General features: G+C 60.4%; 22 protein-coding genes. 7 read left to right on the top strand and 15 right to left on the bottom strand.

The features are described 5' to 3' along the window. Together ACQY5P_RS02335 and ACQY5P_RS02330 are read right to left on the bottom strand one after the other, a co-directional pair. Window positions 1–354: an Hpt domain-containing protein gene (locus tag ACQY5P_RS02335; protein ID WP_428409236.1), complete on the bottom strand. Its 354-nt coding sequence runs from the start codon at window positions 352–354 to the stop codon at window positions 1–3. A 189-nt stretch (window positions 355–543) separates the two neighbouring features. Further along, window positions 544–1002 (bottom strand): hypothetical protein, encoded by a 459-nt coding sequence (locus tag ACQY5P_RS02330; protein WP_428409235.1) that lies wholly within the window; start codon window positions 1000–1002, stop codon window positions 544–546. A 271-nt stretch (window positions 1003–1273) separates the two neighbouring features. Between ACQY5P_RS02330 and ACQY5P_RS02325 the strand changes: the two genes are divergently transcribed. Next, the gene (locus tag ACQY5P_RS02325) at window positions 1274–2731 is read left to right on the top strand and encodes a helicase HerA-like domain-containing protein (protein WP_428409234.1); all 1458 of its coding nucleotides are present in this window, start codon (window positions 1274–1276) and stop codon (window positions 2729–2731) included. Between the two features lies 1 nt (window position 2732). Beyond that, window positions 2733–3338 (top strand): lysostaphin resistance A-like protein, encoded by a 606-nt coding sequence (locus ACQY5P_RS02320; RefSeq protein WP_428409233.1) that lies wholly within the window; start codon window positions 2733–2735, stop codon window positions 3336–3338. Here the strand turns inward: ACQY5P_RS02320 and ACQY5P_RS02315 are convergent. Both ACQY5P_RS02315 and ACQY5P_RS02310 read right to left on the bottom strand, forming a co-directional pair. Then, window positions 3335–4111: an NUDIX hydrolase gene (locus ACQY5P_RS02315; RefSeq protein WP_428409232.1), complete on the bottom strand. Its 777-nt coding sequence runs from the start codon at window positions 4109–4111 to the stop codon at window positions 3335–3337. The genes ACQY5P_RS02320 and ACQY5P_RS02315 overlap by 4 nt on opposite strands. Then, complete coding sequence (locus ACQY5P_RS02310; protein WP_428409231.1) at window positions 4104–4496, bottom strand: hypothetical protein; 393 nt, start codon at window positions 4494–4496, stop codon at window positions 4104–4106. Before ACQY5P_RS02310 ends, ACQY5P_RS02315 begins: the two co-directional genes overlap by 8 nt. A gap of 76 nt (window positions 4497–4572) precedes the next feature. On the opposite strand from ACQY5P_RS02310, the gene recG reads away from it, so the two are divergent. Beyond that, a complete protein-coding gene (gene recG, locus ACQY5P_RS02305; protein ID WP_428409230.1) occupies window positions 4573–6657 on the top strand; it encodes an ATP-dependent DNA helicase RecG in 2085 nt (694 codons plus the stop codon). Here recG and ACQY5P_RS02300 read toward each other — a convergent pair. Beyond that, window positions 6654–7469 carry a DUF502 domain-containing protein gene (locus tag ACQY5P_RS02300; protein WP_428409229.1) on the bottom strand — a complete coding sequence of 272 codons (816 nt, stop codon included), beginning with the start codon at window positions 7467–7469 and terminating at the stop codon, window positions 6654–6656. The two genes, recG and ACQY5P_RS02300, sit on opposite strands and share 4 nt — an antisense overlap. 244 nt (window positions 7470–7713) lie before the next feature. Between ACQY5P_RS02300 and galU the strand changes: the two genes are divergently transcribed. Continuing rightward, window positions 7714–8583: a UTP--glucose-1-phosphate uridylyltransferase GalU gene (gene galU / locus ACQY5P_RS02295; RefSeq protein ID WP_428409228.1), complete on the top strand. Its 870-nt coding sequence runs from the start codon at window positions 7714–7716 to the stop codon at window positions 8581–8583. Window positions 8584–8593: 10 nt separating this feature from the next. Here the strand turns inward: galU and dnaE are convergent, their stop codons facing one another. The 5 genes from dnaE to ACQY5P_RS02270 form a co-directional block, all read right to left on the bottom strand. Next, a complete protein-coding gene (dnaE, locus tag ACQY5P_RS02290) occupies window positions 8594–12040 on the bottom strand; it encodes a DNA polymerase III subunit alpha (RefSeq protein ID WP_428409227.1) in 3447 nt (1148 codons plus the stop codon). Window positions 12041–12285: 245 nt separating this feature from the next. Beyond that, the gene (locus ACQY5P_RS02285; protein ID WP_428409226.1) at window positions 12286–13431 is read right to left on the bottom strand and encodes an acyltransferase family protein; all 1146 of its coding nucleotides are present in this window, start codon (window positions 13429–13431) and stop codon (window positions 12286–12288) included. 258 nt (window positions 13432–13689) lie between these two features. Then, the gene (locus tag ACQY5P_RS02280; RefSeq protein WP_428409225.1) at window positions 13690–14349 is read right to left on the bottom strand and encodes a CatB-related O-acetyltransferase; all 660 of its coding nucleotides are present in this window, start codon (window positions 14347–14349) and stop codon (window positions 13690–13692) included. A 164-nt stretch (window positions 14350–14513) separates the two neighbouring features. Continuing rightward, window positions 14514–15725 (bottom strand): threonine synthase, encoded by a 1212-nt coding sequence (locus ACQY5P_RS02275; RefSeq protein WP_428409224.1) that lies wholly within the window; start codon window positions 15723–15725, stop codon window positions 14514–14516. After that, the gene (locus ACQY5P_RS02270; RefSeq protein ID WP_428409223.1) at window positions 15722–16273 is read right to left on the bottom strand and encodes a tetratricopeptide repeat protein; all 552 of its coding nucleotides are present in this window, start codon (window positions 16271–16273) and stop codon (window positions 15722–15724) included. Before ACQY5P_RS02270 ends, ACQY5P_RS02275 begins: the two co-directional genes overlap by 4 nt. Before the next feature lie 152 nt (window positions 16274–16425). Here ACQY5P_RS02270 and ACQY5P_RS02265 point away from each other — a divergent pair, with 152 nt between their 5' ends. The 3 genes from ACQY5P_RS02265 to ACQY5P_RS02255 all read left to right on the top strand — a co-directional run bounded on the left by ACQY5P_RS02265 (window position 16426) and on the right by ACQY5P_RS02255 (window position 18968). After that, window positions 16426–17208 (top strand): 3-hydroxybutyrate dehydrogenase, encoded by a 783-nt coding sequence (locus tag ACQY5P_RS02265; protein ID WP_428409222.1) that lies wholly within the window; start codon window positions 16426–16428, stop codon window positions 17206–17208. Further along, a complete protein-coding gene (locus tag ACQY5P_RS02260) occupies window positions 17208–18275 on the top strand; it encodes a patatin-like phospholipase family protein (RefSeq protein WP_428409221.1) in 1068 nt (355 codons plus the stop codon). The genes ACQY5P_RS02265 and ACQY5P_RS02260 overlap by 1 nt, the downstream gene beginning before the upstream one ends. A 147-nt stretch (window positions 18276–18422) precedes the next feature. Then, a complete protein-coding gene (locus ACQY5P_RS02255) occupies window positions 18423–18968 on the top strand; it encodes a hypothetical protein (RefSeq protein ID WP_428409220.1) in 546 nt (181 codons plus the stop codon). A gap of 58 nt (window positions 18969–19026) precedes the next feature. Here ACQY5P_RS02255 and ACQY5P_RS02250 read toward each other — a convergent pair whose 3' ends face one another. The 5 genes from ACQY5P_RS02250 to ACQY5P_RS02230 form a co-directional block, all read right to left on the bottom strand. After that, a complete protein-coding gene (locus ACQY5P_RS02250) occupies window positions 19027–21126 on the bottom strand; it encodes a TonB-dependent receptor (RefSeq protein WP_428409219.1) in 2100 nt (699 codons plus the stop codon). Between the two features lie 80 nt (window positions 21127–21206). Continuing rightward, on the bottom strand, window positions 21207–21506 hold the full coding sequence (locus ACQY5P_RS02245; protein ID WP_428409218.1) for a hypothetical protein: 300 nt from the start codon (window positions 21504–21506) through the stop codon (window positions 21207–21209). A gap of 96 nt (window positions 21507–21602) precedes the next feature. Further along, on the bottom strand, window positions 21603–21815 hold the full coding sequence (locus tag ACQY5P_RS02240) for a DNA gyrase inhibitor YacG (RefSeq protein WP_428409217.1): 213 nt from the start codon (window positions 21813–21815) through the stop codon (window positions 21603–21605). Then, window positions 21796–22962 (bottom strand): ribonuclease E/G, encoded by a 1167-nt coding sequence (locus tag ACQY5P_RS02235; protein ID WP_428409216.1) that lies wholly within the window; start codon window positions 22960–22962, stop codon window positions 21796–21798. The genes ACQY5P_RS02240 and ACQY5P_RS02235 overlap by 20 nt, the downstream gene beginning before the upstream one ends. Continuing rightward, on the bottom strand, window positions 22959–23540 hold the full coding sequence (locus tag ACQY5P_RS02230; RefSeq protein WP_428409215.1) for a Maf family protein: 582 nt from the start codon (window positions 23538–23540) through the stop codon (window positions 22959–22961). The genes ACQY5P_RS02235 and ACQY5P_RS02230 overlap by 4 nt, the downstream gene beginning before the upstream one ends. Between the last annotated feature and the right edge of the window lie 3 nt (window positions 23541–23543).

The following is a 23543-nucleotide window of genomic DNA, read 5'->3' as shown; positions in this document are numbered from 1 at the left end:
TCAGATCGCCGCCGCCAGCCGGAAGCGCCTCGCTTCATCCATGGCGTCGGAGGCCATGACGCGAAGCGACACCAGAAGCGTCGCCCGGCTTTCCTGTTTGCCCGGCGCGGGGCCGATCAGGTTTTCGGCGTCTTCGCAGATCTCGCCGAGTTTCCAGGCTCCAACGCCGCGCGAGGCGCCTTTGAGCGTATGGGCCGTATTCTTCCAGGCCTCGTCCGTCTGGAACACGTCGAACTGATCCAGAAGAAGGGCCACCTGATCTGCGAAAATCTCGAGAATTTCGTCGCGAAGCGCATCGTCGCCGGCGACATATTTCTCCAGATGGTTGAAATCGATCACACCGCCTGAGGTCATGTTTCGCTCACTTTGAAAACGCTACTGCTCATGACAGGACAGTAAGAGATCAATTGCTACAACCAGATTAAAATTTTATCCGTCATCTTTAACGCCCTGTAAACATTAAAACCGCCCGCATGAGCTAACATGCGGGCGGTGTTTCATTCTGGCGCGCTTTCGATGCAAAAGCGTGCTGTTTTGGGTCGGTTAGTTTTGCGGCTCGTCTTCGGCGGCTTCGTCAGCCGCCTCGTCGGCTGCGTCTTCCATGTCGTCCGCAGCCTCTTCCATTTCGTCGCCGGCCTCATCGGCCATCTCTTGCATTTCCGCGGCGGCGTCTTCGGCGGCCTGTTCCATCTCTTCGCCAGCTTCATGCATCATGTCGCCGGCGTCATCGGCCGCTTCCTCCATAGTATCCATGGCGTCTTCGGCCATGTCGCCGGTCGCATCCATGGCGTCGTCCACAGTCTCGCCCATTTCCTCCATGGCGCCGTCGTCTTCTGTCATGTCGTCGCCCATATCGCTGACTGCGTCGCCGACATCCTCGGCTGCGTCTTCAATGGCCTCAGCCGCATTTTCAAGCGGCTCCGGGGCGTCGCGGCCCATGAGCTGCGTCAACCCGATGATAACCGCCAGCGCGACAGCGATGACGAGAAGAATCCTAAGCATGATGTTCCCCTTCCTGGTGCGTTTGCTTCGCCCGATGTCAATACTCTGATACGCTGCGCCGCGCCCCCGCGCCTATTCCCTCGACTGGCGTTTCTTGCGCAGCTGATGGATTTTATCCCCAACCCACATCGCCGTAAATGGGCTGTTGCGGCATCCGCATTACAGATTTGACAATAATTCCGGGCGCTTGGACATTATTCAGGTCTAAAGGCCGCATGAATCGCGGTCTTGCGCACTGCACAACACCGCCGGCCGGCCAGGAGACAAAATCATGCAAAGCTCTGTTTTTCTCGGAAAGAGCGACAAGCCGGAAGCGCTGTCTCTGAAATACGCAAACCGCCACGGACTCATCTCGGGCGCAACGGGGACAGGCAAAACCGTCACCTTGCAGATTATTGCGGAGGGCCTCTCTGCTGCCGGTGTTCCGGTTTTCGTCGCCGATGTGAAGGGCGACCTTTCCGGTCTCGCCGAGCCTGTGGAAATAAAAGACTTCCTGACGGAGCGCGCGCAAAAGATCGGTCTCGATCCTTATGAGGCGAAGCGATTTCCCATCTGCTTCTGGGATCTTTTTGGGGAACAGGGGCATCCCGTCCGCGCCACCGTTTCCGAAATGGGCCCGCTGCTTCTCGCGCGCCTCCTCGATCTCAACGAAACCCAGGAAGGGGTTTTGACCCTCGCTTTCCGACTCGCAGACGATGAAGGGCTGCTTCTCCTAGATCTTAAGGATTTGCGGGCGCTGCTGGTCGATGTCGCCGAGCGCGCGAAAGAACTGTCCGCCGAATACGGCCATGTTTCGCGCGCCTCTGTCGGCGCCATTCAGCGACGGCTCCTGACGCTTGAGGAACAGGGGGCCGAACAGTTTTTCGGCGAACCTGCGCTCGACCTCATGGATTTTCTGCGCACCGACGACGAAGGCGCAGGGATCGTCAATATTCTCGCCGCCGACAAGCTGATGCAGACGCCGAAGCTTTATGCGACGTTTCTTTTGTGGCTGTTGTCGGAGCTTTTCGAAGAGCTGCCGGAAATCGGCGACCCGGAAAAACCGAAACTCGTATTCCTCTTCGACGAGGCGCACTTGCTATTCGATGAAGCCCCGAAAGCGCTGCTCGAAAAAGTCGAACAGGTGGTGCGGCTGATCCGGTCGAAAGGTGTCGGCGTTTTTTTCGTGACGCAAAACCCTCTCGACGTGCCGGACAGCGTTTCAAGCCAGCTCGGCAACCGCGTGCAGCATGCGCTTCGCGCCTTCACCCCGCGCGAACAGCGGGTCATCAAGGCCGCTGCCGACACCTTCCGGCCAAATCCGGCGTTCTCAACGCTGGAGGTCATCACCCAGCTCGGCATCGGAGAGGCGCTCGTCTCGACCCTCGAAGCCAAAGGCGCGCCGGGCGTCGTGCAGCGCACGCTTATTCGCCCGCCCTCTTCACGCATGGGCCCGCTTTCCGATGCAGAGCGCAAAAACGTCCTGCGTTATTCCGACATGGCCGACAAATATGACAAGGAGATTGACCGCGAGTCCGCCTATGAGGTTCTGAGAGACCGCGCAGAAAAGCTCGCCGAACAAGAAGCAAAGGCCCGCGAAAAAGAAGAAAAGCAAAAATCTTCAGGGCGCAAAACCAAGCGCCGGCGCTCGAACCGCCAGACCGTCAGCGAAGCCGCCTTCAAAACGGCCGCGAGAACGCTGGCGCGCGAATTGGTGCGCGGCGTTCTCGGCAGTTTGAAGCGGCGCTGACATGGCGGACCGGAACCCGCCTTCGGAGGAACGCACTTTTCTGATTGTCGTTGGCGGCACGGCGCTGATGGGGCTCGCCGCCATTGGCTTGAGTTTCCTCTTCGAGACGCCGCTAGGCCCGCAATTCAACATGGACGTCGATGCGGTTCTCATTGGCGTCATCGCGACGGCGCCGCTCGCGGCGTTCCTGTGGTGGTTTTCCAACACCACGCTTGAACATTTCGCCTCTTTCCGGAAATCGCAGATCAAATTCTTTTCCGAAATCGGGTTCTCGTTCACGCCGCCCCGCATCGCCGCCATGGCGATCGCCGCCGGCATTTCCGAAGAGCTTTTGTTTCGCGGCGTTCTGCAGACCTGGATGACCGGTTTCGCGCCGGAGGCAGTGGCCATCATCGCAACCAATATTATTTTCGGCATGATGCATATGCGCACGGCGCTTTATGCGTTCATCGCTGGACTGGTCGGGGTTTATCTCGGCATTCTTTACGCGGCGACGGACAATCTTCTCGCGCCGATCGCCGCGCATGCGCTCTATGACGCCATCGCGCTTGAATATACGCGCCGCGCCATTTCTCACTATTTTCGCGAAACGAGCAGCCGCCCCTAATCCCTCATGGCGGTTTCGAGAATTTCTTCCGTCACCGGATAGCCCATATCGTCCGGGATGGTGAGGAACATGTTGCCGTTACGTTCGATGATGCGCGGCTCTATGAGATCGATCCTCCTCCTGGCGGCGAAATCGAAGACCTCCGATGCGGAAGGACTCACATTCAACAGCTCCACATTGCGCGATGTGGGAAAGATCATCTTGCGCCGGCCTGCGTCACGGTCGGCGAGGAGCGCAGAGGGCGGCGCCCAGACGACCTCCGTCGCTTCGCCGCCATCTTCCTCGGCGATTTGCGCTTCGGGCGCGCGCGCCGCGAAAAACCAAGTGTCGTAACGACGATGCGGAACCTCTGACCCCGGCCGCCAGCGGGCGAAGAAATGCAATTCATCAAGGGCGAGCCGCAGACCTTCGCCTTTGATCATTTCAAGGAACAACGCGTCATTGTCCTCGACGCGCTTTCGCCAGGACCCGAGCGCCGCCGCTTCTGCCCCGATCATCCGCCCTCCGCGCCGCGCCAACAGAAGCCCCGTCTCTTCGAAGGCTTCCCGAATGGCGGCGATGCGGGGAGCAAGCTGATCTTCCGGAACGCCCTCCGCGCCGTTGCAATGGTCTTTCCACCCTGGGGCATGATCGCCCGCATCGATGCGCCCGCCGGGAAACACCATGGCCCCGCCAGCGAAGGCGATATTGGCGTGACGCGCCACCATCAGCGTTTCGAAACGCGGCTCGTCGCGCAACAGGATGATGGTCGCGGCCGGGATCGCGTCACTCATCGAACAGACCGTGCTTACGCGTCAGGCCGGGGTGCTGCATTTTCGCGCCGGTGATCCGCACCGCCGCAAACCCGCCCAGGCCTGCGGCGATGATTGCGCCCGGCCACAGCATCCACGACAGCGGATTGGAAATAAGCGTCATGAACGCCGCGAAGCAAATCGACGCGGCGCCAAGCGCGCCCAGGGGCGCCCACCGGCCGCCAATCATGAGCGCGAGCATGGCGGCGACAAAGGCGCCGACTAGCCAGCCTGCGAGCAAGAAAACGCCATAGAGCGCAGACGGAGCCTCAACGCCCGCAAGGGCCGCCCCGCCGCCCTCGACGCTTTTCGCAGCGGCGAGACCGGCGATGACGGCGATGATGATGGCAGCGAGCGATCTTAGCATCCATGAACTCCTTATCCCGCCTTTTAGCCCTTCGAGCGAAATGGAAAAGACCTGAGAACAGCGCTATTGAAGCGCCATGCGGCCGGCCATTCTCAATCCTCTTTTTGCAGATATCACTGTCCTCACCGGCGTCGGCCCAAAGATCGCCGCGCTGATCGGCCGCGCGGCCGGCCCGCGCGTGGTCGACCTTATCCTGACGCCGCCTTCGGGACTTGTGGACCGCTCCTTCCGTCCGAAAGTCGCCGACGCGCCCGAGGGGCGCATCGTCACGCTGGAGGTCACGGTCGACCGGCATGAGCCCGGCCCGAAAGGCCGGCGCGCGCCTTACAAAGTCATCTGCTCTGACGAGACCGGTTTCGTGACGCTCGTCTTTTTTCATGCGCGCGCGGATTATTTGACGAAGCAATTGCCAGAAGGCGCGCGGCGTCTTGTTTCCGGCAAGGTCGAGGAGTTCAAAGGCGCCCGTCAGATGACGCATCCCGATTACATCGCCGATCCGGACAAACCCGGCGACATGCCGCTGCATGAAGCGATCTATCCGCTGACGGCGGGACTGTCCGCGGCGGTGATGCGCAAGGCGGCGGCGCAGGCGGTTGCGCGCGCGCCGGAACTTAGCGAATGGCAGGAGCCGAATTGGCTTGCCAAACATCACTGGGATAGCTGGAAGAAGGCGCTCCACATTGTTCACGCCCCTTCAGCGCAAGAAGAATTATCGCTCCTCTCTCCCGCGCGCCAACGCCTCGCCTTTGACGAACTCCTCGCCAACCAGCTTGCGCTCGCGCTCATTCGCAAGGCGCGCGTCAAGACCAAGGGCCGCGCCATCAAAGGCGATGGCAAGCGCATCGCCATCGCAAAAAAAGCGCTGCCGTTTTCATTGACCGGCGCGCAGACGGAAGCGTTGAAGGAAATCTTCGCCGACATGCGATCCAACGAACGTATGGTGCGGCTGCTTCAAGGCGACGTCGGCTCTGGCAAAACCATCGTTGCTTTCTTTGCCATGCTCGGCGCGATTGAAACAGGCGCGCAAGCCGCGTTGATGGCCCCCACGGAAATTCTCGCGCGCCAGCATCTGGAATCGCTCGCCGATCTCGCGGCGGCGACCGGCGTCCGCATGGAAATCCTCACCGGCCGCGACAAGGGCGCCGCGCGAAATGAAAAACTCGAACGGCTGAAACGCGGCGAGATCGATATTCTGATGGGCACGCATGCGCTGTTTCAGGAAGGCGTCGAGTTCAAAGATCTTGCCCTCGTCGTCATCGACGAACAGCACCGTTTCGGCGTGCGCCAGCGCATTGCGCTGACGCAGAAAGGCCCGAAGCCGGATCTCCTCGTGATGACGGCGACGCCGATCCCGCGCACCCTCGCCCTCACCGCCTATGGCGATATGGAGCATAGCCGCATCACAGAAAAACCGCCGGGACGAAAGCCGGTCGATACACGCGCCATTCCCATGAGCCGGCTTGATGAAATGATAGCGGCGGTGAGGCGCGCCGCCGCGGAAGGCAATCAGGCCTATTGGGTGTGCCCGCTGGTGGAGGAATCCGACATCATCGATCTCACCGCAGCGGAAGAACGCTTCGAGAGTCTGAAAGCCGTACTCGGCGATCGCGTCGGTCTCGTTCACGGCCGTATGTCGGGCCCGGACAAGGACGCCGTGATGGAGAAATTCTATCGCGGCGACTTATCCGTTCTGATTGCAACGACGGTGATCGAAGTCGGCGTCAACGCGCCCAACGCCACCATCATGATTATCGAACATGCGGAGCGTTTCGGCCTCGCCCAGCTGCATCAGCTGCGCGGGCGCGTCGGGCGCGGCGACAAGAAGTCGAGTTGCATCCTCTTATACAAACCGCCGCTCGGCGAAACCGCGAAAGCGCGCCTCAAAGTGTTGCGCGACACAGAGGACGGTTTCGTCATCGCCGAGGAGGATCTGCGCCTGCGCGGCGCGGGTGATTTTCTTGGCGCGGCGCAATCCGGTTTCCCGCGCTTTCGCCTCGCCGACATCGCAGTTCACGGCGAGCTTCTCGCCGCTGCGCGTGACGACGCCAAAATGATTATCGATCGCGATCCTGAATTACGCACGCCGAGGGGCGAAGCGCTGCGCACCCTGCTCTATCTTTTCAGCCGCGATGATGCCGTGAAATTGCTCAGTGCGGGCTAGGCTTTCTTGCTGAATAGCCGTTTGCGCAGCGGCGCCTTTTCGTTCCGCGCTTCTTCGGCGAGCGCTTCGAGCCGCCGCGCCGCCTCGGCGCCGTCCGCATATTCCGGCGTGACAAGACCGAGCGAGAAAACCACCTTGGCCGCTTCCTCCACCGTCATTTTCAGGATGCGCAGATCCTTGCGCGGCACGAAAAGCAGAAAGCCGGAGGTCGGGTTCGGCACAGTCGGAATGAAAATTGAGGTCAGATGATCGCCCATATCGTCGAGCCGCGCGCGCACTTCGCCCTTTGTTTCGCCGACGACGAAGGCCATGACCCAGGCGCCGGTGCGCGGATATTCCACCAGCGCCACTTCCTTGAACGACCGGTCCGACTGGCGCAGCGCCGTTTCGAAAACGTTCTTGAAGAAACCGAAGACATTGCGAACCACAGGAACGGATTCGAACAGACGCTCGCCTGCGCGGATGAAAGACCGGCCGATGATGTTCTTGGCGAAAACGCCGACGAGAATGATGACGATGAAAGCGAGGAGAACCCCGATGCCGGGTATCACCTGTACTACAGTTTCGTAATTTCCGGCGGGCAGCGTGCGTTTGACGAAGGCGTCAAGGTTCGCCATCGGGCCGGTGAAGAGGAGATAAAAAAGCCAGATGGTGATGCCGATGGGCGCCACGACTGCGACGCCGGCTAGAAAATTCGACCAGAGGCCGGCGAAAAAGCTCTGTTTCTTCGGTTGAATCAACGGCCCCTCGCCGCCCAGCGGATTGCGGGCGCCAGCTGACTCCCTTGATTTTGCTTCGTTTTCATCGCTCATACATGTCTCTCGGCCCTGCACGGGCGCGATCCGCGCCTCAACCATATGCGCAGAGCCCCGCCCCGGTGCAAGAACAGCCTTTCGTCCGGACGGTTTCAAGGCGCCCATAAGGCCATTTGATGCGGAACGCCCTTCCCGCGCGGCGGCCGGTTGATCTTCGCCGCCGGGACAAGGATAAGATCGAACCGCTATCAAAGTCTTGATGGCGCCCTGAAAGTGTTAACGCAGAGATAATGGAAGCCTCATGAAGCCTCTCCGCAAAGTCGTCATTCCCGTCGCCGGCCACGGCACGCGCGTTCTGCCTGCAACGAAATCGACGCCGAAGGAATTGTTGCCGCTCGTCGACCGGCCGCTGATCGACTATGTGGTCAACGAAGCCTTCGAGGCGGGGATGGAGCACGTCGTGCTTGTCACCGGGCGCGGCAAAGGCGCGATCGAGGATTATTTCGATCACGCCTTCGAACTCGAGGCGGGGCTCGAGGCGAAAAAGAAAACCGCCATTCTCGACAGCGTGCGCGGCGTCATTCCGAAAGCGGGCGCGCTTTCCTACACCCGCCAGCAGGCGCCGCTAGGCCTTGGTCATGCGGTCTGGTGCGCGCGCGACATTATCGGTGACGAACCCTTCGCCGTATCGCTTCCCGATGTCGTTATCGACGGCAAGCCGGGATGCCTCGCCCAGATGGTGACGCAATATGAAAAGACCGGCGGCAACATCATCGCCGTCGAGGAAGTGGCGAAAGAAGACACTAATAAATACGGCGTCGTCGCGCCAAAGGGCGAGCGTTCCGGGCGCTTGTTTGAAATGTCGGGCATGGTTGAAAAGCCCGACCCGGCGGTCGCGCCGTCGAACCTCGCCATCACCGGGCGCTACATCCTCCAGCCGGAGATTTTCAGGCTCCTTGAAACGACGCCAAGGGGCGCGGGCGGGGAAATCCAGCTCACCGACGCCATGGACGCGCTGATGAAAACCCAGTCCTTTTACGCGTTCGAATATGAGGGCCAGAGTCACGATTGTGGCGACAAGCTGAGCTGGCTTAAAGCGAACATCACGTTGGGCCTGAAACGTCCTGAATTTTCAGACGCTTTGAGATCTTTTCTGAAACACAGCCTCTAGGCCGGTTCGCCTAAATCAATTCCACGTCGGCGACGCCGTTGATGCTGCGCAAAGCCCCGCGCATGGCCGGCGTGCAGGCGGCGACGCCTGGCAGGGCAAGATCGACCTCACGGCCGGTTTCCGGCAGGCGCATGACAACGACGACGGAGCCGCTTTCCCGGGGGCTCGCCGGCCGCACCGAAGCGAGCCGGCGTTTCAACCCCTCAAGCGCGTCAGGCGAGGTCACCGAGACCCGCAATTGCGAAACGGTCGACGCCGCCGCCGCATCGAGACCGCGCATGGTCTCGCAGGTGAAGCGCACATCGCCATCGCGCTCCTCCACGGTGACGCCGACGAGCACAAGAGACCCCGACTCCATGAGATCGCGCGACGCGTTCAGTGTTTCAGAAAAAACGGTGATTTCATATTCACCGCTCTGGTCCGACATTTCGACCCAGGCGAAGGGCTTGCCGGTTTTCGAGCGGCGCATGCGGACCGTGCGAATGACGCCGGCCATCTGCAGCGCGGCGCGCCCGGTTTTGGCGCGCGCCTGCGCCTCCGCATAGGTCGCGACATTGAGGCGCTTCAGCTCCTTTTCGTAATCATCGAGGGGGTGCCCGCTGAAATAGAACCCGACGGCGGCGCGTTCTTCGTCGAGGCGCACCTGCGGCGTCCATTCCTCAGCGGCGGGCAGTTTCGGCTTGGCGAGCGCCGGCGCATCGTCGAGGGCGAATAGTCCGCCCTGATCGCTTTGCTGTTCTTCCTGATGCGCCGCAGAGGTGCGGATCAGAAGCTCGGCGGACGCGAAAGCCTGCGCCCGCGAGGCGCAAAGACCGTCGAGCGCTCCGGCGCGGGCGAGGTTTTCCAGGGAGCGCTTGCCTACCTGCTTGAGGTCCACACGCTCGGCGAAGTCGATCAAGTCCTTGAACGGGCCGTTTCGCGCCCGCTCCTGTGCGATATGCGCCATGGCGCCTTCGCCGACATTTTTCACCGCCGAGAGGGCATAGACAATGGCGCCGTCTTTCACGGAGAAGTCGGCTTCCGAATGATTGATGTGCGGCGGCAGAACTTTCACCTCGGTGCGCCGCGCCTCTTTCAGGAAGATCGCTAGCTTGTCGGTGTTGGCGCGGTCGAGAGACATGGACGCCGCGAGAAACTCCGCCGGATAGTTGGCTTTCAGCCAGGCCGTCTGATAGGCGATATAGGCGTAGGCCGCGGCGTGGGATTTGTTGAAGCCGTAGCCTGCGAATTTCTGAACCAGATCGAAGATGGAGGAGGATTTCGCCGCCGGAACGCCTTTTTCTTTGGCGCCGTCGACAAAACGCACGCGCTGAAGATCCATCTCCTCCTTTTTCTTTTTGCCCATGGCGCGGCGCAGAAGGTCGGCCTCGCCCAGCGAATAGCCGGAAAGAATTTGCGCGATCTGCATCACCTGTTCCTGATAGATGATGACGCCGTAGGTTTCCTTCAGCACGCCCTCGAGCAGCGGGTGGAGATAATCCGGCTCCTGACGGCCCTGTTTGCGTTCGATGTAAGTGGGGATGTTCTCCATCGGGCCCGGACGGTAGAGCGAGACGAGCGCGATAATGTCTTCCAGCGTGTCCGGCTTCATAGCGCGCAGCGTCGAGCGCATGCCGGTGCTTTCCAGCTGGAAGACCCCCGTCGCCGCGCCCTCGCCCAGCATTTCGAAGGTCGGCTTGTCGTCGAGAGGGATCTCCTCCATTTTGAGATCGATCCCGCGCTCGGCCGCGTAGCCGACGGCGCGGGCGATGACGGTGAGCGTCTTTAATCCCAAGAAGTCGAATTTAACGAGGCCCGCCGGCTCCACCCATTTCATGTTGAACTGGGTCGCCGGCATGTCGGAGCGCGGATCGCGGTAAAGCGGCACAAGCTCGTCGAGCGGCCGGTCGCCAATGACGACGCCGGCTGCATGGGTCGAGGCGTGACGGTAGAGCCCTTCGAGCTTCAGCGCTTTTTCAATGAGCGCCGCTACGGCCTCGTCCTCGTCGCGCTGTTCCTTGAGGCGCGGTTCGGTCTCGAGCGCCTCGGCGAGCGTCACGGGATTGGCCGGATTGTTCGGCACCAGCTTGCAGATGCGGTCGACCTGCCCGAACGGCATGTTGAGGACGCGGCCCACATCGCGCAGCACGGCCCGCGCCTGCAGCTTTCCGAAGGTGATGATCTGGGCGACGCGGTCGCGGCCGTATTTTCCCTGAACGTAGCGGATCACCTCGTCGCGGCGGTCCTGACAGAAGTCGATATCGAAGTCCGGCATGGAGACGCGTTCGGGATTGAGGAAGCGCTCGAAGAGGAGCCCGAACCGCAAGGGGTCGAGATCGGTGATGGTCAGCGCCCATGCGACGAGCGACCCCGCGCCGGAGCCGCGGCCCGGCCCCACGGGCACACCCTCGCGCTTTGCCCATTTAATGAAGTCGGCGACGATGAGGAAGTAGCCCGGAAACCCCATCCGGTTGATGATGTCGAGTTCGACCTTGAGCCGGTCCCAATATTCGCTTTCATCGGCCGCGGGTTCATGAGCGCGCAGCCGCGCCTTGAGACCTTCGCGCGCCTGCCGCTCAAGCTCCATGGCCTCGGCGGCGGCGGCCTCCTCCCCCTCGCCCGCAAAGCGCGGCAGGATCGGATCGCGGAAACGCGGCCGGTAGGCGCAGCGTCTCGCCACTTCGACAGTGTTCTCGATTGCTTCGGGCAGATCGGCGAAGAGCGCCGCCATCTCCTCCGTCGATTTGAAATAATGGTCGGGCGTCACCGTCCGCCGGTCGTCCTGATGCACATAGGCGCCCTCGGCGATGCAGAGAAGCGCGTCATGGGCCTCATAATCGTCCGGGGTCGGAAAGAATGGTTCGTTGGTTGCGACAAGCGGCAGATCGAGTTCGTAGGCGAAATCGATGAGGTCTTCCTCGACGCTTTCATCGTCGCGCGCGGCGTGGCGCTGGAGTTCGACGTAAAGCCGGTCCGGAAAAAGGCCTGCAAGCTTCTGAAGCGCCGCCTTCGCCTCCGCCTTGCGGTCCTCGCGCAGAAGCCGGTCGACAGGCCCGTCATAGCCGCCGGTAAGGCAGATGACGCCGTCGCTATGGCTTTCCAGCCAGTCGAGACCGGCGCAGGTCCCCTCTTCCGAGCGGGAGTTCAAAAACGCCTCGCTCGTCACCTTCAGAAGGTTCTGATAACCGGCCTCAGACTGGGCGAGGAGGACGAGGAAGGGCTGGCGTCCGCCGCGAGGGGTCTGGAGCCCGAAATCGGCGCCGTCAAAAGCCTGTTGAAGCCCGGCGATGGGCTGGATCCCGGCCCCGGCGAGGGTGACAGAGGCTTCCAGCGCGCCGAAGAGATTGTTGGTGTCGGTGACCGCGACCGCGGGCATCCCCGCTTTGAGGCAGAGATCCTTCACCCGGCCGATGGGGATCGCTCCCTCGGCGAGAGAATAGGCCGAGTGCAGATGCAAATGGATGAAGTGCGCCGTCACCTTCGCGTCCCTACCAGCTTCGGATGTAAAGGAACGCCGATTACGCCCCGAGAATGACGCTCCAGAACTGGGCCGCGCCGATGACCAGAATGAGTACGCCGAGTCCGACGACGTCGCGCAAGCTTTCGTTTTCCATAAGACGCTCCCTTGGTTCCCGAGTTCGTTATTTGTTCTTTATTCCCTTTTTGTTCTCATGCCAAGTAAATTTTTCCCGTAGAATTTTCTTTCGGAAAAAACCTTATTTTTCAGGAGGCAATACGGGTAGAAGCCGAAGAAAACTGCGCCGCCAAACCGCGGAGCTGTCTCCTGAAGGTCGGCAGCGGGCGTTCAAACAGTTCGGCGAAGACCAGGCATAGGGCCAAGGTCAGGGCCGCCATTAACGCCATCCGGTATGGACTGGCGGGATCGCCGGCGAGGATAGCGTGAAGAGCCTGCATTACAGGGTAATGGACGAGATAGATCGAGAACGACGCTCCGGCGAGCCAGCGTATGGGCCGGGAGAGCCATTGGGGCGCCTCGCCTGGCCGGTTCCTGAGCAGCATCGCGACGCTCCAGAAATGAACGCCCACAAGCGCGCCCACGAACCAGTGCCAGATGAAAAGTTCAGCGCGTCCCACGGCCCCCTGAAGCCCAAGATCCGCCGCGACCCGGAAACTCATTTCAAAGAGCACGTCATTGAGGTCGAAGAGCCGCGCTGCAAAATACATGGCGATGGGAAGCCCAGCGGCGAGGCTCGCCGCGATCACGCCGCCATTCGAGAGTCTGGCGCGCCGCTCCTTCCCCATCAGGCGATAAAGGAAGACGCCCATCATCCAGACGACGCCGAGAAGCGCGATCCCCGGTCCGGCGAGAAGCAGCACGGCTGTGAAAGCCGCGAGGCGGATCAGCCCCTTCGAGAACGCCGCAAAGCCGAAAAGAACATAATACCAGACCTCATAGCCTAGCGACCAATAGGGTCCGTTGGAGCCCATGCGGAAAGGCGCCGCCCAGAACTCATTGGTGAAGCTCGCGCCCCGGAGGAAAAGCTCCGTAAGGGAATGTTCCGCATACCACCAGCCGTCATAAGCTTCCGGATTTAACGCCGCCCCGCTGCGGTCGAAGAAAAAAGCAATGACAATCGCCGGCAGCGCCACCGAGTACATGCGCGTCGCCCGGCTGAACGCATAATCGCTCCAGCATTTGTCTTTTATCTCGACTGTATAGGCGATCACGAAACCGGACAGCACGAAGAAGACCATGACGAGGTCGACGCCGACTTGCCCAAAGAACTCCGACGCCTTGACGGGAAAGGCGCCGCCGGTCCAACGCTGCATGACAAAGTGAGAAAAAAGCACGCCAACGGCGGCGCTGAAACGCACCGCGTCAAGATATAAAGAGAACTGCCTGTTCATGCTCCGCCCCCTCCGCGTCGCACGTCGCCCAACAAGCCCGGCCCTGACCGCCTGAAACCCCATAACTCATTGGCGGACAGCGCAAAATGAGCAGACGCTAAAGAGTATTGTCGCTAGAATGCTTACATGACAAGCCGTTAATGTTACAATCTATCACTGTTCTATGGCGTCTATTCGATATTCTCCCGCTTCAGTAGAATTGCGCCATGCCTTTGCACGCTTTGCGGATAGATCGGTCATAATCCGCCGCAGTCTGCTTCAGGCGCTGGCCCGCTCGAGCATGGCGACATCCGCGCCGCGAATGGCGTCGAGATTGGCGGTGATCCGCTCCGCCGGCCAGTTCCACCAGGCGGCGGCGAGAAGCCGTTCGACGGTCTTCTCGTCAAAGCGCTGGCGCAGCGTTCGTGCTGGATTGCCGACTGCAATTCCATAAGCGGGAACGTCCGAGGCGACGACCGCTTTGGAGCCGATGATCGCGCCGTCGCCGATCGTAACCCCGGGCAAGATGACGGCGTCCGTGCCGATCCAGACATCATTGCCGATGACGGTGTCGCCGCGCGATCCCTTCGCCCAGTCATGGTCCGGATCCTCCCAGCCCTTGCCGAAGATGGCGAAGGGATAGGTGGAGAGCCCGTCCATCCGGTGATTGGCGCCGTTCATGATGAACTGAACGCCGGATGCAATTGCGCAGAAGCGGCCAATAACCAGCCGGTCACCCATATGCTCGAAGTGATAGCGCACGCAGCGCTCATAGAAATGCTCCGGCCCGGCGGGATCGTCGTAATAAGTGTAGTCGCCGATCTCGACATTAGGCTGGTTTACAAGCGGCTTTAAAAAGCCGACTTGGACGATCCCATCCATCGGGTGTTTTTCATTGGGGTTTGGCCCGGCAAGCGGGCGGTTTTGAAGATCTGACATATGAACTCCGGTCGGAAATAAGAAAAAAGCGCGCGGCATCTCTCGTGAAACCTGCGGCGGCGTATCGGGTGTTCCGGCCTAGTTGTTCACTGGTCTGATGATCCTTCTGTTCGTTCTTGCGGGGGCACTTAGCGCAAGGCGTGAGGATTGTCCAATTGTCCCGCTCAGAATTGAGCGTAATCAATCGGCTTCGTGCGGTCGACAAAGCCGGTCTTAGCTTCCATGGGATACTTTAATCCCGTGGCGCAGTTAAAAAGAACGACGCGGTCGGATTTCGAGATGCGTCCGTCGTCGAGAGATTGTCTGTAGGCGGCGTATGTGGCCGCGCCTTCAGGACAGAGAAGCAGTCCCTCCTCGCGGGCGATGGCGTCGCGCGCCTTGAAGATGTCATTTTCCTCGACGGCGACGGCGAACCCATCGGATTCGCGCACGGCGCGCAGGATCAGGAAATCGCCGACGGCGACCGGCACGCGGATGCCCGCCGCGGCGGTCCAGGCGTTCTCCCACAAGGGCGCGTGCTCCTCGCCCGATTCCCAGGCTTTCACGATGGGCGCACAGCCTGCCGCCTGCACGGCAATCATTTTCGGGCGTTTGGAGCCGATCCAGCCGATCGCCTCCAATTCCTCAAAAGCCTTCCACATGCCGATGAGACCCGTCCCGCCGCCGGTGGGATAAAAGATCGCGTCGGGCAAATCCCAGCCGAGCTGTTCGGCGAGTTCGAGGCCCATCGTCTTCTTGCCCTCGATGCGATAGGGCTCCTTCAGGGTCGACACGTCGAACCAGCCGGCTTTCTCTTTCCCCTCGCCGACAATCTTGCCGCAGTCATTGATGAGGCCGTTGACGCGATAGACGTCGCCGCCCTGCAGCGCGATCTCATCCACATTCACCTGCGGCGTGTCGTCGGGACAAAAGATGGTGGTCTTCATCCCCGCCGCGGTCGCATAAGCGGCCATGGCTGCGCCGGCATTGCCATTGGTGGGCATGGCGAGATGATGGAGCCCCAGCTCCTTCGCCATGGACACCGCGAGAGCGAGCCCGCGCGCCTTGAACGATCCGGTGGGCAGTCGGCCCTCGTCCTTGACGATGATCTCTCCGGTGACGCCAGCTTTTTTCTCCGTATGGGTCAGGCGGATCAGCGGCGTCATCACCTCGCCGAGGCTGATACGGTTTTCCGGTTTGGCGACCGGCAGGAACTCGCGGTAGCGCCAGAAACCGTCCGTACGCGCGGCAAGCAAATCCTTGCGGATCATCTTTGATAGCGACCCTAGGTCATAACGCACAAGCAACGGCTTGCCCGCTTTCGACAGGCCATGAACCTGGCCCGCCTCATAGCGTTCGCCAGTGTAGGAACATTCGAGATGGGTGACGAAGCTCAATTGCGGCCTTCGAGTTTCTGCTGCGCCTGGGTGAAATCCGGATTGAGATTGAGCGCCGTCTGATAGGCTTCCTTCGCCTTTTCCGGCAATTTCTGCGCATCATAGGCGAGGCCGATATTATACCAGGCCGCCCAGGGCTTATTGAGATCGAAACCGAGCGACTGTTCATAATCGGCGAGCGCGTCGTCATAGCGCTGCATCAGATAATAGCTGTTGCCCCTATTGAGGTAGGCTTCGCCTAGGGAGCCGTCGAGGTCGAGCGCGGTGTTGAAGTCGTCGATGGCGGCGCCGACCTCTCCAGTGCGGTTATAGATGATGCCGCGATTGACCAGGGTCTTTTTCCGGTCGGCGCGCGACATAGCATTGTCTTTAAGCGCCTTGTCGCAGGGATCACTATCGCGTGAAAAATCGTTGCGCGCATTTTCATAACACGAAACGGCGTCCGTGGCGCCGATAGTGGTGACCGACATCTGGGCACTAGCGGCGCTGGTCAAAGCGAGGGCGAAAGGGGCGGATAATACGCAAACAAGACCGGCGAAACGTGGCATGGGAAGCGCTCCTATTTGCTGCGATTAGAGAGTGTAACGGCGCCCGGCTCCGGAAAGAAGCAAAAGCTGGAACAAAGCGCGGAAAACAGCCGTTTGTGCGATGCAGCATTTATGCTAGGCAAAGCGCCAGGACAAGCACAAAGGAGTTACCCATGGCTTCACCGCTTAACGCCGTCATTACGGGCTCGACCTCCGGCATCGGACTCGGCATTGCGACCGGTTTCGCGGCCGAGGGCTGGAACATCATGCTCAACGGCTTCGGGGACCCCGGAGAGATCGAGGGCGTGCGCGCCGGGCTTGAGGACAAATATGGCGTCAAGGTTCTCTATAATGGTGCCGACATGACGAAGCCGGAGGAGATCCGCAATCTCATCGCCGAGGCCGAAACCGCCTTCGGCCAAGTGGACGTTCTCGTGAACAATGCCGGCATCCAACATGTCTCGCCGGTGGAGGATTTTCCCGAAGCGAAATGGGACGCCATCATCGCGATCAACCTCACTTCAGCTTTTCACACGACCAAAGCTGTTTTCGCAGGGATGAAAAAGCGCGGTTTCGGACGCGTCATCAACATTGCGTCCGCGCACGGGCTCGTCGCCTCTCCGTTCAAATCGGCTTACGTTGCAGCAAAGCACGGCATTGTCGGTTTCACGAAAACCATCGCGCTTGAAGGCGCCGAACACGGCGTCACATGCAACGCGATCTGCCCCGGCTATGTGAAAACGCCGCTGGTTGAAAACCAGATCGCCGACACTGCGAAAGCCCGCGGGATCAGTGAAGAGTCGGTCGTGAAAGACGTGATGCTCGGTGAACAGCCGACCAAGAAATTCGTCGAGGTGGAGGAGATCGCCGCCCTCGCCGTCTTTCTGTGTTCCGAATCAGCGAGCTCCATCACCGGCGCCGCGCATCAGATCGATGGCGGCTGGGTCGCGCACTGATGGCGAAGAAAAAAACGATCAACCTGGCCTTTCAGGGCGGCGGCTCCCACGGCGCCATCACCTGGGGCGTCGCCGACCGCCTCCTCGAAGACGACCGCCTTGAGATAGAGGCGATTTCCGGATCGAGCGCCGGCGCTGTCAATGCGGCGGCCGTTGCTTACGGTCTTCACAAAGGCGGCGCGGAGGAAGCGCGCAAAACGCTCGACCTCTTATGGACGAGGATCAGCGCCGCAGGCGAAATCTACAGCCCGGTGACGGCGGGACCATTTCCCATGACCTCGCCGGTCGCGAACATAGCGAGCGCCGTTTCCTATCAGATCTTCGACGCGGTTACGCGCGCTTTTTCGCCCTACCAGTTCAATCCGTTCGACGTGAATCCGCTGCGGCGCATTCTCAACGGCTGTATTGATTTTGACAGCCTGAAAGAATGCACAAAGTTCAAACTTTTTATCGCCGCCACCAATGTGCGGTCCGGCAAGGTGCATGTCTTTGAAACGAAGGACATGACGACGGATGTCGTCTGCGCTTCCGCGTGCCTGCCTTTCATTTTCAAGGCGGTGACGATCGATGGCGAAGATTACTGGGACGGCGGCTATATGGGCAATCCCGTCCTGTTTCCGTTTTTCTATGAGGCGGCGACGTCCGACATCATCATCGTTCATGTAAACCCGATCGAACGCGACGATACGCCGGTCACCGCCGCCGAGATCATGAACCGGATCAACGAGATCAGCTTCAATTCGTCTTTGCTGCGGGAATTGCGCGCAATCAATTTCGTCCACAAGCTGCTTGACGACGGCTGGATCAAAGAGGAGTACCGCGACCGGCTGCGCAATATCCGCATTCACTCCATTCGCTCCGACCGAGCGCTCGAGGATTACGATGTGGCGAGCAAATTCCGCACGGATTGGGGCTTTCTGTCCGCCTTGAAAGAAAAAGGCCGCGCAATCGCCGACGCATGGCTTGCGGATAACTTCGACAGCATCGGAAAAGAGTCTTCCGTGGATATGCAAGCGATGTTTTCCTCCGGCGAACGCCCGGCCACGATAGAAAAATCAGCGGTATGATCTAGTTCCACGCTGCGCGTCTTAAATTGCGTTCATGACGATGAAGTCATGACCAAGGCTTAACTAACAAGTCTCGCGAACATGCCTAACTCTTCCTTACACGGCGCAACGATGAGCGCCTGAACAAAACCTGTTAAGGAGGCTATTATGTTACGCACACTTATTCTCAGCGCTTCGGCTTTTGCGCTCGCGCCGTTCGCCGCCAGCGCGCAGGATGCTGACCTTGAAACCGGCGCCGCCGCTGAAGCGACGATGAAAACCAAAACTGTCGCGATTATCGACGCCAGCCAGGTCGAGACCCGTGAGGAAGCCAAGCTTTATGCGGCTTCGGAGTTTTCACAGGCCGACCTCGATAAAGATGGCGCGGTCGATAAAGGCGAGTTCATCGCTTACGCTTCGGCCCGCGCACCGATCAACGATCCGGCGTTGAATATTCCCGATGAAGTCGTGGAAACCGAAGAAGGGTCTGCGGAAACGGCTGTTGAGGGCGACGTTACGGCTGCTGCGACAGCGGAAGAGCAATTCGCCGAACTCTCGAATGGCGATGAACAGATTTCCCAAGCGGAACTTGAAGAAAAACGCGTGGCGCAATTCGACGCCGCCGACGAAGACGGCGACCAGGCGCTTGATAACGAGGAGCGCATACAGTTTGCAGCGCTGACAGCGGTCAAGGCCCCCCAAAACAGCCTCTAAACAAACAATCACACCAGTAGAAAATGGCCCGCCGCATCACGCGGCGGGCCATTTTCGTTTAAAACTCCCCGCGAAGCGTGAGCCTGATATTGCGGCCGGGCAGCGGCGCAACGTCTTTCAGGAATGACGTCGCGAGCCGAGCTTCTTCGTTGGTGACGTTATCGGCGCGAAGCTGCACCGAGAGGCCATGATCTTCGCCCCCCGGCCGCCAGGTCGCCGCGAGGTTCACCATTGTATAGCCGTCGGTGGGGAGTTCGTAATCGGCGATGCGATCCTGTTCCGCCGCAATCTCCAGCTCGCCGCGCAGGTCGATATGAGGCGAGGTTGCTTCAAGACCAAACAGGGTCCGCAACGGCGGAATGCGGGGAACATCTCCGCCATCCTCCTTGAACTTCGCCCGCACATAATCGAGCTGGGCCCTCGCCGCGACATTGAAATCTCCTGCGGAGAACAAGTCGGCGTCCGCCTGAGCCTCGAAGCCTTTAAAGACGGCGTCATGCGCCGAGAACTCAAAGACCGGAAGATCGTCTTCCTCTTCACCATTGGGAATAAGCGCGACGAAGTCTTTGTAGTCGGTGTAAAAACCGTTCACCGTAAAAGAGAGGCGCCCATATTCGCCGTGAAGCGTCGTCTCGACGCCGCGAGCCGTTTCTTTGCCGAGCGTCGGATCGCCGATTTCGTAAGCATTTGTGGCGAGGTGCGGGCCATTGGAGAAGAGCTCTTCGGGCGCTGGGGCGCGTTCCGTGCGCAGTAAATTCACCCCAAGGAAGAGCTGTTCGTTCGGCTCGACGCCCACGCCAGCCGACACGCTGAAGGCGTCGAAGTCGCGGGAAAGAGAAACGGACTCCGCCTCAGTGCTCGTATGTTCATAGCGCCCGGCGACTTGGGCGTGCCAGTTTCCGGTTTCATATTCGCGCACGGTGAAGACGCCGAATTGATCGGTGATATTCGGCGGCGTGAAGGCTTCGTCACCGATGGCCTCGAAATTGCGGTGCTTGTACTGGAAGCCTGTGGCCCCGCGGAAATTACCAAACTCTTTTTCCAGAAACTCCACGCGGCCTTCATATCCCTTGTTGTTAAAAGTGGTGCCGATCTCATCGCCCTCAAGCTCCTGGTGCGTGTAATCGGCGTAGCCGAACCGGATCTTCGTACTGTCGATGAAGAGGAAGGGTTTGTTGAACTCGCCCCTGAGATCATAGCGCTCCTGTTCGAGATCGATATTCACGGTCTCTTCGCCGCCCTCTTCTTCCGCCGCTCCGTCTTCCTCGTGGTGGTGATGCCCGGGAACGCCATAGAGCGAGCGGGAAACCTTCGCGGAAACGCCGATAAAGCCGTCGGGGAAAATCAGCGAGCCGCCGACCGCGCCGCCCTTCGCCGTAATGGCGGTGTTGGGCACGGTTCCGAAGGCTTCTTCCTCCTCTTCATGCTCGTGATCTTCGCCTTCTTCATGCTCTTCTTCCTCGGCTTCCTCCAGGGCGCGGAGGCGTTCCGATTCCGCAAAGCCGGGAATGTCGTAGTCGTCCGCATCGCGGTAATAGCCTTCGCCGTGGAAGACGAAGCTCGTGTCGCCGAACTTGCCGAGCAACGCATCGAAACCGCCCGCGGCCTCGACGCCGTCATTGACGGAGGAAAGACTGGTGCGCAACGCGGCGTCGATCCCGCCTTCGGGCTCATTGTCGGGAATGCGCCCGTCAAAAACGTTGACGACGCCGCCGGCGGCGGAGCTGCCGTAATAAAGCGTCGCCGCGCCGCGCACGATTTCGATGCGCTCCGCCATGGCGGGTTCGACGGCCACGGCGTGGTCGTCGCTCACCGATGAGGCGTCTATGGAGCCGATGCCGGCGTCGAGCACGCTGACCCGGTCCCCGCCAAGGCCGCGAATGATCGGGCGGCTCGCCGCCGGACCGAAGAACGTCGAGGAGACGCCGGGTTCGCGGCGCAGCAGCTCGCCGATCGAGGATTCCCCGCGCGAGGCGAGTTCCTCCGCCGTCAGCACATCGGCGGCGATGATCGATTCATGTTCGGGGTGGGCGATGGGCGTGCCGGTGACGATGATTTCGTCATCCGCATGGCCATGATCTTCATCTTGCGCGAACGCCACTTGCGGCGCGCAGATCCCAAGCGCAGCAGCGCCGGACAGCAACAGTTTCTTTTTCACGAGGTGAATCCCTTCAAACCTATACGCCTCACGCGTTCAAACGCGAGGCCTGACAATCAAGACGCAACGATTACGGATTGTCAGAAGCTTGGAGGGCCGCGGGGCCGGGCGGCGCGCACCGCGATGGCGGCGCGTTCGGTCTGCGCCACATGAGCGCCAGCACGCCACATGGCGACAATGACGGTCATTACAAAGGCCGTCGCCGCAATAGCCTTGTCGCCATTATGCGCGACGAGCGAAAGCACGCAGACCTTGCCGTCATGTTTGTGAATTTCTTCACCGAACTTGGCGTCATGGACGACGACAAGGGTCTGGAACGCGAAAATCGCCAGAATCGCGGCAATAAGAACTGGTCCCGCCCGTTCACGGCAGGTTCTCATCACGCCAGTCTGCATTCCCTTTAAATGCATCCAGTCCTCAAGAGCCGGAGAGTCGGCCAATAATGTGATATTTTCACACTTCCCGGGCGATGTCCATCAATCCTCGATCGCTTCGCCGCCGGGCTGCGGCGCCCCGTCGCTGTCATCCTCCTCCGCGGGGACGGCGTAGCTGCCGGATAGCCAGCGATGGAGGTCCACATCGGCGCAGCGTTTGGAGCAAAATGGGACATACTCCGGAACCGCGGGCGCATGGCAGATCGGGCAGCGCGCAAGGTTCTTTCCCCTGTTGTCATTGCTGGGCGAGGTCAAAAAGCCTGTCTCCAAGTTGGCTGTCGTGAAAAATGTCAAAGCGCGGACCATGACGCTGCGTCAACCGGTCAAGCCATTTTTCATTTTTCGAGAGGCGGTCCCGAATGTCTGCGCCGGCAGTCAGACGGAAGCGTTTAGAAGGCTCGGCGCGCAGCCGCCGCTCCAGCGCGGCCACCGCCATTTTCGCCGCCGCGTCCCGGGTGAAACGTCGCCCGGCGATAGGCTCGGCGTCGGCTTTTTCAGTAAACCGGTCGAGCAGGGAGAGCGCATGATGCGGCGCGGTAAGGCTGTAAAGATTTGAACGGGAGAAACTTGCCGCGCCGGCGCCGTCAAGGCGCGCGAGCGTTTTTTTGAGATGTGCCTGAAAACGCCTGCGGCCTGCATCGCTTGGAATGTCCGGAAAATCGATGACGATATGACCGCCGATATTGCGCAGGGAAACCTGGCGCATGGACTCTTCCGCCGCCGCGAAGGCGATTTTTTCTCGCAGCCGCGCTGGCGACGAGGCTGTGAGCCCGCCCGTGTCCACATCGATAGCGGTCAGCGCATGGGCTTCATCGATAATCAGCCTTCCGCCGCCCGAAAGCGGCACGGCGCGCTCGAACGCCGCCTCGAATTCCTGATCAGCTTCATGTTTTTCAAACAGCGACACCGGATGCGCCTCATGACGGGCGTTTTCAAAACCGGCAGCCTGAAGCGCACGCAACGCGGCGCCGTCATCGATCAGAAACTCATCCGCATCTCCGCCGATGGTTTCGGCAGCCTCGACAGCCGCATCCTGAAACGGCGGCAGGCGCCCCGGTTCGCCGTCTTTCAGCGCGCCGATAAACTTAAGCGCGGCGCCTTTGGACTGACGCGGCGGCGCCTTGATCTCCACCTCGATCAGCGCGCCATCGATGCAATGATCTTGATTGCTTTTCTTCAGCGCCAGAAACGCATCCCTTCCGTCGCCAAGATCGACAAACGCCGCGTCCAACCCGTTGTCGACAGCTTTAACACGACCGGCAAAACGCCGACCCGCGCGGGGAAATGTGTCGGAGGCTTCGTCGCCGCGCGCCGAGCCGAACCAAAATTTCCAGATGACGTCATCGATCAAAAGCGCTGCGCGAGTTTCCGCGACGCCGCATTCGATAATCAGGCGTTTCATGATCTGCGCCATCCGGCGCCGGCGAGGAGGTTCGCTGTTTCATAAACCGGCAGGCCGACGACATTCGGGTGCGAGCCGATGATGGAGACGATGTGCTTGGCGAAGAGGCCCTGAATGGCGTAACCGCCCGCCTTGCCGTTCCATTCGCCGCTCGCGATGTATTCGTCGATCGCCGCCTGATCGAGGCGGCGCACTTTCACGCGGGTTTCAACCACCCGCGAGAGGACCTCGCCGCCAGGTTTGGCCAACGCCACGCCGGAAAAAACGCGATGCGATCCGCCCGACAATAGCGCCAGACACTCCCGCGCCGTCTGTTCGTCTTCCGCTTTTGGCAGGATGCGCCGCCCGCATCCTACAACCGTGTCGGAGCCGAGCACGAAAGCATCGGAGCGCTGCTTCGCAATCGCTTCTGCTTTTCCCTTGGCCAGCCGCAAAGCAAGATCGCGCGGCAGCTCGCCCTTCAATTTCGTTTCATCGATGTCGGCGGGAATAATCTCGTCGGGAACGACCCCGATCATCTCTAGCAAGGCTTTACGCCGCGGGCTCGAACTCGCAAGGATCAGCGGCGCGGCGGTCACGGA

This window comes from Hyphococcus sp., from assembly GCF_965267305.1.
Classification (GTDB): Bacteria; Pseudomonadota; Alphaproteobacteria; order Caulobacterales; family Parvularculaceae; genus Hyphococcus.
Note: the sequence above shows the minus strand (reverse complement) of the source record. Positions and strands in the feature narration are given on the sequence as shown.